The organism is Gilvibacter sp. SZ-19 (assembly GCF_002163875.1).
Taxonomy (GTDB): domain Bacteria; phylum Bacteroidota; class Bacteroidia; order Flavobacteriales; family Flavobacteriaceae; genus Gilvibacter.
The window spans coordinates 2,856,362-2,867,616 of the sequence record NZ_CP019333.1 but is presented as its reverse complement, the minus strand read 5'-3'; the positions used below and the strand labels follow the sequence as shown (position 1 = coordinate 2,867,616).

At 43.6% G+C, this 11,255-nt stretch carries 11 protein-coding genes; all 11 read right to left on the bottom strand.

The window, feature by feature from the left end:
• Positions 1-8: 8 nt before the first annotated feature.
• The 11 genes from BTO09_RS13315 to BTO09_RS13265 all read right to left on the bottom strand — a co-directional run bounded on the left by BTO09_RS13315 (position 9) and on the right by BTO09_RS13265 (position 11,219).
• A complete protein-coding gene (locus BTO09_RS13315) occupies positions 9-824 on the bottom strand; it encodes a prohibitin family protein (protein WP_087525249.1) in 816 nt (271 codons plus the stop codon).
• Between the two features lie 10 nt (positions 825-834).
• Positions 835-2,865 carry a vWA domain-containing protein gene (locus BTO09_RS13310; RefSeq protein ID WP_087525248.1) on the bottom strand — a complete coding sequence of 677 codons (2,031 nt, stop codon included), beginning with the start codon at positions 2,863-2,865 and terminating at the stop codon, positions 835-837.
• Between the two features lie 22 nt (positions 2,866-2,887).
• A complete protein-coding gene (gene fabG, locus BTO09_RS13305) occupies positions 2,888-3,634 on the bottom strand; it encodes a 3-oxoacyl-[acyl-carrier-protein] reductase (RefSeq protein WP_087525247.1) in 747 nt (248 codons plus the stop codon).
• Between the two features lie 117 nt (positions 3,635-3,751).
• Positions 3,752-4,624: a succinate--CoA ligase subunit alpha gene (gene sucD, locus BTO09_RS13300; RefSeq protein ID WP_087525246.1), complete on the bottom strand. Its 873-nt coding sequence runs from the start codon at positions 4,622-4,624 to the stop codon at positions 3,752-3,754.
• Positions 4,625-4,695: 71 nt separating this feature from the next.
• On the bottom strand, positions 4,696-5,100 hold the full coding sequence (locus BTO09_RS13295; protein WP_087525245.1) for a nuclear transport factor 2 family protein: 405 nt from the start codon (positions 5,098-5,100) through the stop codon (positions 4,696-4,698).
• A gap of 1 nt (position 5,101) precedes the next feature.
• Positions 5,102-6,043: a UDP-3-O-(3-hydroxymyristoyl)glucosamine N-acyltransferase gene (locus tag BTO09_RS13290; protein ID WP_087525244.1), complete on the bottom strand. Its 942-nt coding sequence runs from the start codon at positions 6,041-6,043 to the stop codon at positions 5,102-5,104.
• A 58-nt stretch (positions 6,044-6,101) separates the two neighbouring features.
• Complete coding sequence (gene efp, locus BTO09_RS13285; protein WP_087525243.1) at positions 6,102-6,668, bottom strand: elongation factor P; 567 nt, start codon at positions 6,666-6,668, stop codon at positions 6,102-6,104.
• A 5-nt stretch (positions 6,669-6,673) separates the two neighbouring features.
• On the bottom strand, positions 6,674-7,456 hold the full coding sequence (lpxA, locus tag BTO09_RS13280) for an acyl-ACP--UDP-N-acetylglucosamine O-acyltransferase (protein ID WP_087525242.1): 783 nt from the start codon (positions 7,454-7,456) through the stop codon (positions 6,674-6,676).
• 18 nt (positions 7,457-7,474) lie between these two features.
• Positions 7,475-8,875: a bifunctional UDP-3-O-[3-hydroxymyristoyl] N-acetylglucosamine deacetylase/3-hydroxyacyl-ACP dehydratase gene (locus BTO09_RS13275; RefSeq protein ID WP_087525241.1), complete on the bottom strand. Its 1,401-nt coding sequence runs from the start codon at positions 8,873-8,875 to the stop codon at positions 7,475-7,477.
• A complete protein-coding gene (gene lpxD / locus BTO09_RS13270; RefSeq protein ID WP_087525240.1) occupies positions 8,868-9,893 on the bottom strand; it encodes a UDP-3-O-(3-hydroxymyristoyl)glucosamine N-acyltransferase in 1,026 nt (341 codons plus the stop codon). Before lpxD ends, BTO09_RS13275 begins: the two co-directional genes overlap by 8 nt.
• Before the next feature lie 99 nt (positions 9,894-9,992).
• Positions 9,993-11,219 carry an HD domain-containing protein gene (locus tag BTO09_RS13265; protein ID WP_087525575.1) on the bottom strand — a complete coding sequence of 409 codons (1,227 nt, stop codon included), beginning with the start codon at positions 11,217-11,219 and terminating at the stop codon, positions 9,993-9,995.
• Positions 11,220-11,255: the final 36 nt, after the last annotated feature.

Genomic DNA, 11,255 nt, shown 5'->3' with positions numbered 1-11,255 from the left:
GAAACGAGTTAATTGTTGTTCAGGATAAGCGGCAGCCCATCTTGTCCAGATCCAATTATGACCATTTTGCTATTTGGAGACTTAGAAAGCTCTAAAGTTGCTTGAATACCCTTTTCCTGCAGGATCTTATCGGTAAGCGAGGCACTTAGAATTCTATTCGCCGCTGCCTTACCCTCTGCTTCTATACGTTGGCGCTCTGCTTCTTTTTCTGCCTTTTCTAATCGGAACTCGTATTCCAAGGACTCTTGTTCTTGTTTTAGCTTACGCTCGATGGCATCCTTGATAGTTGGTGGGAGTGTAACATCTCGAACCAATACACGGTTAAGCTGAATATACTCCTCGTCTAAGATCTTCTTGGTCTCTGCAAAGATCTCGTCTTGAATAGCATCGCGCTTGGTAGAATACAATTGCTCCGGAGTGTAACGTCCAACAACAGAACGCGCAGCCGAACGAATCGCTGGCTGTACCAATCGAGAGAGGTAGTTCTCCCCTTTTTCGTTATGTAATTTTCCGAGCTGCGACACATCTGGTTGATACAGTACAGAGGCGTCTAATTGAATTTCTAATCCATTAGAGGACAGTACGTCCATATTCTCTGATACTTCTTGCTGACGCACTTCGTATTTGATCACCTCGTTCCAAGGCATCACAAAATTAAGTCCTTGAGGCATGGCCGGCTTGTTCGGGTCTACACCACCACTTAGCGTTTCGTAGAGTACGCCGGAATAACCTGCTTCTATTCGTACAAAAGATTTAAACAAAAGTATAAGCAGTAGAATAACTGCTATTAGTACGGGGATCCCTAGTTTGGGTAATTTTTCCATGGTTTCAATATTATATTAATCCGTTGTATTTTCTGGTAAACCACTCTGCTGCAAGTAGTAAGGCTAGCAAGCCGAGCAGATATTTTAAGGATATTAAAGGTACGACATTTTGCCTACTTTTTTGAACAGGCACAAAGCGCGGATCTTGCAGTAGCGCTGCTTTTAATTCAGCCAGCTGATCTTCGTAATACAACTGCGCACCACTACTGCTTGCCAGTGCATTTAGTTTTAAAGCGTCCGGGTTGATGAACTGATCTTCAACACTAAAATCCAACACATTGAATTGACCGCTTCTGGCAATACCTTGCCCGTCTACAGAAACAGTAAAATCGTAAACACCTGCTGCCAGTCCGTTGAGATTAGCCTGGTAATAATTATTTTTTAGTAGCATGGGTAGTCGTTGACTGTTTCCTGCGGAGTTTGTATAGGTCAAATACAGCGATGCTTCCGGATCGAACTGATAATTTTCATTGAAATACTGAGCCTGTATGCTGATGGCTGCATTGCTGTAATAGAAGGTCTCAAAATTTACATCCAGCCTGCTGCGCCGCTTGTTAGAGGATAAGTACTGCACCATATTGGCAATAAGGTCGTCAAATTGCTTAAAGTCTCTGTTCTCTACATACGCATGTGCACGCCATCGCCAAAGGTCTTCTGCATCCCAAACGGCTTCACGGATCCCATCGGACTCAAAACTAAAGAGCATGGGCGATTCTGTGAATATTCCAGATATGGTCTGGCTCAGCAGTTCATCGTAAGGAACAAAAACATCCAGGCTTCCAAATTGGGTCAATAAGGGCGGATAATTGCTAAAATCTACAGGATCTAAAGCGAATATGGCATAATTCCTATTGGTCTCTGCACTGACCAGCTCCTCACCTGCTGCACCTAATTTGGCATATTTGAGTTGTACCTCATTGATAAAATCCCAATCCGTTTGCAATCCGGTGATGGTCCATCTGTTCTTTTTCAAGCGCTCCAATTCCTCATACACGGCATTAAAGCGCGAGTCGGGCTGGTAAAGAATGACCAATTGATAATCATCCAATTGCCCAACAGCGGCTGTTGGTTCCAAAACAGTGACCTGCCTTTGTTTTAGTTGAGTGATCGCTTTCTTTAAGGCTCCTAGATCTGGATGCTGAACTGAAGCCACAATGGCCACTTTGGTGCTCTGATCTATAACCTCTACCGCAAATTGTTGGTAATTGTTGTTGGTGTTTCGCTCTGCAGTTAAAGGGGACAATTCCGCAGTATAGTTCTGAACACCAACTTGTTCAGCCTTTAAATAAAGTGTGAGCGTTGTTGCGTTGTTGGTGCTGTTAAACTCAAGTGGTTGTCGTTTAACCACTTGCCCTCCCTTGCGAATAACAAGACTCGTATTTACACTGCGATCTCCTGTGTAGGACAGAGATAATTCCAAGGGAAATTCATTGTCCTGATAGGCATACCTATTGGCGTTGACACGTGTAATTCGGAGATCCTCGTACTGGGTAGTATCGCCCACAACTATAGGAAATACAGGATTTTTCAATCGGCTACCTAAACTGCTATAGTTGCTTCCTAAGGTTTGATTTCCATCGGTCAATAAAACGGTGGTGGCGGCTTGCTTATCGTATATGGCACCAAGGTCACGAAGACCAGTGGCAATATCAGAAGCTGTGCCCTTAAAGTCCAAACTGTCCAAAGGGCCGAACGATTGGTCAAACTGATAGGCCTGTACTCTAAATCGCTGCTTTAGTTCAGTATCCGTAACTATTTCGTTTAACAAGCCTTTGACCAAAGAATCTCTGGATAGGCTGCGAATGGAGCTCGAATTATCTACCAATACATTTAAGGCTGGTTTTTCGGTATAATACGATACCTGCTCTATCTTAGGGTTTATAAGCAAAACTCCTAAACACAGCAGCGTTAAGAATCGTAATAACCCAAGTGCCCAGCGCAATCTTGGATTTAAACGACTCTTAAAACCATACATATAAGCAGACACCCCAAGCGCTACTACAGCTACTGCAATAAGATACAAAAGGGTGGTTGCCGACATTAAATGATTTGAGTACTAATTTTTAAGTGAGCATTCCGCCGTCCACATTGAGCACTTGCCCGGTAATATAGGCCGATAGATCACTGGCTAAGAAAACACAAGCATTGGCTATATCTTCTGGCTGTCCTCCTCGTTTTAAAGGAATCGCATTGCGCCAACCCTGAACAGTGTCTGGATCCAACTTAGCGGTCATTTCCGTTTCTATGAATCCTGGGGCGATCACATTACATCGAATAGAACGCGACCCCAGCTCTAAAGCAACAGACTTACTAAAACCTATAATACCAGCTTTAGAAGCTGCGTAATTGGCCTGCCCGGCGTTTCCTTTTACCCCAACCACGGAACTCATATTGATGATGGATCCGTTACGTTGCTTTAAAAAGGTACGCTGAATAGCCTTGGTCATATTAAAAACAGACTTCAAGTTCACCTCGATCACCTTGTCAAAGTCTTCTTCGCTCATGCGCATCAACAAGTTGTCTTTGGTAATACCAGCATTGTTGATCACTACATCTACCCCGCCAAAATCTTCGAGTACTTGTTTTACCAAGTCCTCACATTGCTGATAGTCGGCGGCATTGGATTGATAAGCTTTTGCTTGTACACCTGTGGCGTTAAGCTCGCTTGCCAAAGCGTTGGCTGCCTCGGCAGAAGAACTATAAGTAAATGCTACATTGGCGCCATGGGCGGCAAATACTTCTGCAATACCCTTTCCTATTCCGCGGCTTCCACCGGTAATGATCGCTGTTTTTCCTTCAAGTAATTTCAAAGTGGTAAATTTTAGTTGGTTGAATGGTAAAGATAAGAAATGAGGTGGCTTTAAATAAAAAGAGACCGTATAAAATTATGGTAATTTACACGGTCTCTTCTTAAAACTATTAACAGGCTATCCCAGTACTTCTGCGACTTTCTTCCCGATCTCTGCAGGAGAATCCACCACGTGGATCCCACACTGTCGCATGATCTGTTTCTTGGCCTGTGCAGTGTCTTCGCTACCACCTACAATAGCTCCAGCGTGACCCATAGTGCGTCCTTTAGGTGCAGTCTCTCCGGCGATAAAACCAACAACTGGTTTTTTGCTTCCACTGGCTTGGTACCAATTGGCAGCATCGGCTTCTAGCTGTCCACCGATCTCGCCGATCATAACAACACATTCGGTCTCTGGATCGTTGATCAACATTTCTACAGCCTCTTTGGTGGTTGTTCCAATGATAGGATCTCCGCCAATTCCTATAGCAGTAGTGATGCCTAGCCCTTGGCGTACAACCTGGTCTGCTGCCTCATAAGTAAGTGTTCCTGATTTAGAAACAATGCCAACGTTTCCTTTTTTGAAAACAAAACCTGGCATGATCCCAACTTTGGCTTCGCCCGGAGTGATAACTCCCGGACAGTTAGGTCCCACTAGACGACAATCGCGCTCAGAGATATAATTAGATGCTTTGATCATATCAGCCACAGGGATTCCTTCAGTAATGGTAATGATCACCTTGATCCCAGCATCGGCGGCCTCCATAATAGCATCCGCAGCAAAAGCTGGTGGTACAAAAATGATAGTAGTGTCCGCTCCAGTGGTCTTAACGGCCTCTTCTACGGTATTGAAAACTGGACGGTCCAAGTGGGTTTGTCCACCTTTACCAGGAGTTACACCTCCGACAACATTGGTGCCGTACTCGATCATTTGCCCGGCGTGGAAAGTTCCTTCGCTTCCGGTGAAACCTTGTACAATTATCTTAGAATCTTTATTGACTAATACGCTCATGAGTAGCTGTGATTTACATTTGATTTTTCGGAGTACAAAAATACACTTTTATCTCCTAAAAAGTAAGTGGACTAGACTTTTACTTTGTGATAAGATTCGGTGGTGTCATCCAGGTCAGTAACCGGCTGACTTACTTGATATCCGCGGTACATTTGGCCGTCTTTGATCTCCCAAATAGCTATAAAATGGGCAATACCCAATTCCTCTTCTGGGTTTTCTATGGTGCGCACATAGTACTTGTAACGGATGGTCACAAAATTATCGTCTTGCAATAGGTGACTAACTTCAATACGCAAGTCGTGGTAGGTATTTCTGATCTCTCCGAAGAATCCTTCCAAATCGTCAAAATTCATAATGGTGAGCCCGTCATTACTGTTCCAGATCAAGGTTATCTCCGGATGGAAATAGGTCTTTAATACCGTTGGATCACCTAGAATATCGGCCTTGTAAAAATTGCGTACTACTTCTTTCGACATCTTATTTGTTTTGTTGTTTGAGTTGTTCCATCAGCGCAGGTATCATTCTAATGGATGCTATTTCTTTGTATTTCTTTCTGAACTCATCCGCAGGGATGCCAAAATAATGCTTCCCTCCTTCTAAGGATTTACTCACGCCGGCTTTGGCAGAGATAACGGTTTTATCACCTATAGTAATACCACTGGTAATTCCTACTTGGCCCCAAACCGTAACTTGGTTCCCCATTACCACACAACCAGCGATACCGGTTTGCGAGGCAATAAGGCAGCGCTCTCCAATCACTGTATCGTGACCTATATGAACTTGGTTGTCGATCTTGGTGCCTTTCATTATGGTAGTATCGCCGGTAACGCCCTTGTCTATCGTACAAAGTGCTCCGAGGTCTACATTATCTTGAATCACCACTCGGCCGCCACTTAAGAGCTTGTCATAACCTTCCGGTCTGTTCTTGTAATAGAATGCATCGGCTCCCAAAACAGTTCCGGAGTGTATGGTTACGTTATCTCCAATAACACAGTGATCGTAAATACTCACATTGGCATGAATGACACAATTAGACCCTATGGTTACATTGTTTCCTATAAAAGCACCAGGCTGAATCTGCGTATCGTGCCCAATGCTCGCTGTAGGAGCAATTAAAGCAGAAGCAGATACAAATGGCATAAAGTGTCTGGTCAAGGTGTTGAAGTCTCTAAATGGATCTTCTGAAACCAGTAAGGCCTTGCCCTCTGGGCAGTCCACTTCTTTATTGATCAAAACCACAGTTGCTGCGGATTCTAATGCTTTATCGTAATACTTCGGATGATCTACAAAGACTATATCTCCAGGAGTAACCACATGGATCTCGTTCATTCCCTCCACAGGAAAATCGTCGGCACCAACATAAGTTGATCCGATGAGTTCGGCGATCTCTTTAAGTGTATGTGTCTTAGGGAACTTCATAAGTCTAAGATAAAAAAACGCCCCATAATCATGGGACGTTTACAGCAGGGAATCTAAATTATTCTTTGATGCGCTCTTGGTAGTTACCTTTTTCGGTATCAACGCGAATCTTGTCGCCTTCGTTAATGAATAAAGGCACATTTACGGTTGCGCCGGTCTCTACGGTTGCAGGTTTGGTCGCGTTGGTTGCAGTGTTTCCTTTAACGCCAGGTTCTGTAGCAGTAACTTCCAAGATCACGTGTGGAGGCATTTCAACAGAAAGCGGCATATTGTCTTCGGAGTTGATTATCACAGTAACCACTTCTCCTTCTTTCATAAGCTCCGGAGTATCTAAAGCGTCTTTTTGAAGTTGGATCTGCGTGTAATCTTCCGTATTCATAAAGTGGAAGGTCTCACCTTCGTTGTACAAATACTGGAATTTGTGGGTTTCTACGCGAACATCGTCGATCTTGTGCCCAGCGGAGAACGTATTGTCGATCACCTTTCCTGTGGTCACACTTTTAAGCTTAGTTCTTACAAAGGCAGGACCTTTTCCTGGCTTTACGTGTAAGAATTCGATGATCTTATAGATATCGTGGTTGTATTTGATACAAAGTCCTTTGCGGATGTCTGAAGTACTTGCCATATGTTTTAATTACTGAAGTATCCTTTCATAATACCTCGTTTTGAACGTTTTATAAATTCGAGCACCTCGTCGCGTTCTGGGGTGGCTTCCATTTCGGCCTCAATGATCGCAACGGCTTGGGTGTTGTTTAAATTCTTTTGATATAATATGCGGTAGATGTTCTGTATTTCGCGGATCTTCTCCGTAGAAAACCCTCTTCTGCGCAATCCCACGGAGTTGATACCCACATACGAAAGCGGCTCGCGAGCAGCTTTTACATAAGGAGGCACATCTTTTCGCACCAAAGATCCTCCGGTAACAAAAGCGTGGTTACCAATAGTACAAAATTGTTGAATGGCAGTCATACCAGCTAACACCACATGATCTCCCACGGTGATATGACCAGCTAAAGTACTGTTGTTAGAAAAGATACAATTATCACCTACGATACAATCGTGGGCAATATGGCAGTAGGCCATGATCCAACAGTTCTTTCCGATCACTGTTTTGCCGCGATCTGTAGTGCCGCGATTCACGGTGACGTATTCGCGCAAGGTAGTTCCGTCTCCAATTTCTACGATAGTGTCTTCATCGTTGAATTTGAGATCTTGTGGAATAGCACTAATTACCGCTCCAGGAAAGATATTGCAGTTCTTCCCAATACGCGCACCTTCCATGATGGTCACGTTAGAGCCGATCCAAGTCCCCTCGCCTATCACCACATTGTTGTGAATGGTGGTAAAGGGTTCTATCACCACATTCTTGGCGATCTTGGCCCCGGGATGCACATATGCTAAAGGTTGATTCATTCCGTAGTTATAAGATTGTTATTTGGATTTGACGATCTGTGCCATAAGCTCTGCCTCTGTAGCCAATTTATCGCCTACATAAGCAGATGCCTTCATATGGACAATTCCACGACGGATCGGACTGATCAAATCCAGTTTAAAGATAAGGGAATCTCCCGGGGTAACTTGCTGCTTGAATCGAACATTGTCAATCTTCATGAAAAAGGTCAGGTAATTCTCCGGGTCTGGAACGGTACTCAAAGCGAGGATTCCTCCTGTTTGCGCCATGGCCTCAACAATAAGAACACCAGGCATAACAGGCGCTCCAGGGAAGTGACCGACAAAGAATGGCTCGTTCATAGTCACGTTCTTGAGACCAACCACATGCGAGTCACTTAACTCTAAAACCTTGTCCACCAATAAGAACGGCGGACGGTGTGGCAACATGGCCATGATCTGGTTTACGTCTTTTACCGGTGGCTTGGTCAGATCGAACTTAGGCACCTTATTACGACGTTCCATTTTAATGATCTTGGACATTTTCTTTGCAAACTGGGTGTTCACATAATGCCCTGGTTTATTGGCAATGACCTTTCCGCGGATACGAGTCCCTATAAGGGCTAGATCTCCTACTACATCTAGCAGTTTGTGTCTGGCAGCCTCGTTAGGATGATGTAAGGTCAGGTTATCTAAAATTCCATTAGGTTTAACGGAAATAGAATCTTTACCAAATGCCTCGCGCAGTTTGTCCATGGTCTTTGGCGACAATTCCTTGTCTACATAAACGATGGCATTGTTCAGGTCTCCACCTTTTATAAGTCCGTGATCTAGAAGCGTTTCTATCTCATGAAGGAAACTAAAGGTTCTAGAGTCCGAAATTTCAGCTTTAAAATCCGAAAGATGCTTCATGGTGGCGTTTTGCGTACCTAGGATCTTAGTTCCAAAATCGACCATAGTGGTGATCTGGTACTCATCCGCAGGCATTACTATGATCTCGCTACCCGTTTCAGGGTCGCTGTAAGAGATCACATCCTTGACCACGTATTCTTCTCTCATGGCATCCTGCTCCTTGATTCCAGCCTTTTCAATGGCCTCTACAAAGAACTTTGAAGAACCGTCCATGATTGGAGGTTCCGAAGCATCTAATTCAATGATGCAATTATCTACTTCCATACCAACCAAAGCAGCTAAAACGTGCTCCGAGGTCTGGATCTTTACACCTAATTTCTCCAAGTTGGTTCCGCGTTGGGTATTGACCACATAGTTGGCGTCTGCCTCTATGGTCGGTGTACCCTCAAGGTCCGCTCTTACAAAAGCGTAGCCGTGATTTTCCGGAGCTGGTTTAAATGTAAGTGTTACGTTTTTTCCGGTGTGTAATCCCACACCTTTAAGCGATACTTCCTTTTCTATGGTGCGTTGTTTGGCGCCAGTTTCACTCATTGTCTTGGTTTTTTTCAATAGCGTTAAAACGATCTATTATTTTAGGAAGATTTTTAAAGTGTACGTAGCTCTTATTGTAATCGCCATAATTAAGGGCTGGTGAACCTTGCAACACTTCATTGTCTTTTACATTTCTGCCGATACCACTCTGTGCCTGAATACGCACATTGTTTCCAATAGTTACGTGACCAACTATTCCAACCTGGCCACCTATCAAACAGTTCTTGCCTATCTTGGTAGAGCCAGCTACTCCAGACTGGGCAGCGATAGCCGTGTTTTCACCGATCTCGACATTGTGAGCAATTTGGATCTGATTATCCAGTTTAACTCCGCGGCGAATAATGGTAGAACCTAATGTGGCTCGATCTATAGTAGTTCCGGCACCGACATCCACATGATCTTCAATGATCACGTTTCCGGTTTGTGGTACTTTTTGATATTCACCTTTTTCATTGGGTGTAAAACCGAAACCATCGGCACCAACAATGGCACCAGAATGAATCACACAGTGATTGCCTATTACTGATTCTGAATAGATCTTAGCTCCGGCAAAAACAACACAGTTATCACCTATCTGGACATTGTCTCCTATATATACGTTGGGATAGATCTTAACGTTGTCACCAATAGAAACATTTTCTCCGAGATACGAGAAAGCTCCCATATAAAGGTTTTCACCGTATTTGGCGCTGTCTGCAATGAACACAGGTTGTTCTATTCCTGTCTTGTTCATTTTGACCTGATTGTAATATTCTAATAAGGTGGAGAACGCTTTATAAGCATCCTCTACGCGGATCAAGGTAGTATCTAAGCTGTCTTCGGCTTTAAAATCCTTGTTCACAATGGTGATAGACGCCTGCGTCTTGTATATAAAAGAAGTATACTTCGGATTCGATAAAAAGGTTAAACTCCCTGGAGAGCCTTCCTCGATCTTTGCGAGTTTTGACACTTCTACGTCAGGATTACCTTCTATTTCCCCTTCCAGTATGCCCGCTATTTGCGTTGCTGTGAATTTCATAGTTCTCTAAGTGCTTGTGGAAGAGGCCGCTCGGCTCTGTCTAGTGCGTGGTTTGGGTTGCTCATCCTGCGCTTTCAATTGATGCAAAAATAGAAAAAATTAATAATGTTTTCCTTTGGGATAACACAGATAGTGTTTGGTGACTTCTCGGGTCAAGGCCTTTAAATTTAGCTGATCGCTTGCACCAGCTACATCCGTAAGTTTTCCGTTTTTACTCAATAGATTTATATTTTGAGTATCGTTGCGATAAGCCCGGTTGGTCACTTGTCCTTCGAACACAAAATAATGGGTCTGATCCATAGGTATACCAAGGGCTTTACTAACCTTCTCCTTGTGTTTGTCAACCTGTGCAGAGGTTGGTTTTTTATTCTTGAGTTTTACTTTAGGAAGATCTCTGTCCAAGATCATATTAGACAGTTTGGACAAAATACTATCGCTGTGGTCGCACCACCCTTTCAATGCCTGTATAATATCGTGGTCGTCCAAACGGGCAAAATGCTTCAGCGCTGTCTGATCGAACACTTCGGATTCTCGTTTTAAAAAGAACATCAGAGGTTCGCTGGCTTGTAAACTATCTCCTTGAGCGATCAATTCTTTAGCACGCTGTAAGACACGTATTAGCACCTGCTCTGCTGCCAAGCCTGTTTTATGTAGATAAACCGACCAATACATAAGTCTTCTGGCCACTAAAAACTTCTCAACAGAATAAATGGCCTTGGATTCTACTACCAATTGATCGTTGGCAACATTGAGCATACTTATAAGACGCTCGCTATTAATGTTTCCTTCTGAGGCTCCCGTATAAAAACTGTCGCGCTTCAGGTAGTCCAGACGGTCCATGTCTAACTGTCCAGAAACCAATTGATGTAAGAACTTTCTGGGATAGCTGTCATTGAATATAGAGATAGCCAACGTTAATCTCTCGTTAAAGTTTTTGTTGAGCGCTTCCATAAATTGCAATGAAATCTGCTCGTGATCCACCCCAGTGACAAGACTATGTTCTAAAGCGTGTGAAAAAGGCCCGTGTCCTATATCGTGTAACAAAATAGCTACGTAAAGCGCCTCTTCTTCCTCCTTAGAAATCACAATGTCCTTATAGCGAAGTACTTGTACCGCCTTCTGCATAAGGTGCATGCAGCCCAAAGCGTGGTGAAAGCGCGTGTGATGCGCTCCGGGAAAAACCAAATATGACATACCCATCTGCGTAATTCTGCGCAAGCGCTGGAAATAGGTGTGCTCTATAAGGTCAAAGACCAACGCATTTGGGATGGTAATAAATCCGTAAATTGGATCGTTAAAGAGAGTAAGTTTCTTACGGGTATTCAAACCTTTCAATTAAGCCTCAAAAGCAAAGATACATAT

Bases quoted from the DNA above. Each gene is read 5' to 3' on its own strand.
- BTO09_RS13315 (WP_087525249.1), bottom strand. From the start codon at position 824: ATGGAAAAATTACCCAAACTAGGGATCCCCGTACTAATAGCAGTTATT.
- BTO09_RS13310 (WP_087525248.1), bottom strand. From the start codon at position 2,865: ATGTCGGCAACCACCCTTTTGTATCTTATTGCAGTAGCTGTAGTAGCG.
- sucD (WP_087525246.1), bottom strand. From the start codon at position 4,624: ATGAGCGTATTAGTCAATAAAGATTCTAAGATAATTGTACAAGGTTTC.
- BTO09_RS13295 (WP_087525245.1), bottom strand. From the start codon at position 5,100: ATGTCGAAAGAAGTAGTACGCAATTTTTACAAGGCCGATATTCTAGGT.
- BTO09_RS13290 (WP_087525244.1), bottom strand. From the start codon at position 6,043: ATGAAGTTCCCTAAGACACATACACTTAAAGAGATCGCCGAACTCATC.
- efp (WP_087525243.1), bottom strand. From the start codon at position 6,668: ATGGCAAGTACTTCAGACATCCGCAAAGGACTTTGTATCAAATACAAC.
- lpxA (WP_087525242.1), bottom strand. From the start codon at position 7,456: ATGAATCAACCTTTAGCATATGTGCATCCCGGGGCCAAGATCGCCAAG.
- BTO09_RS13275 (WP_087525241.1), bottom strand. From the start codon at position 8,875: ATGAGTGAAACTGGCGCCAAACAACGCACCATAGAAAAGGAAGTATCG.
- lpxD (WP_087525240.1), bottom strand. From the start codon at position 9,893: ATGAAATTCACAGCAACGCAAATAGCGGGCATACTGGAAGGGGAAATA.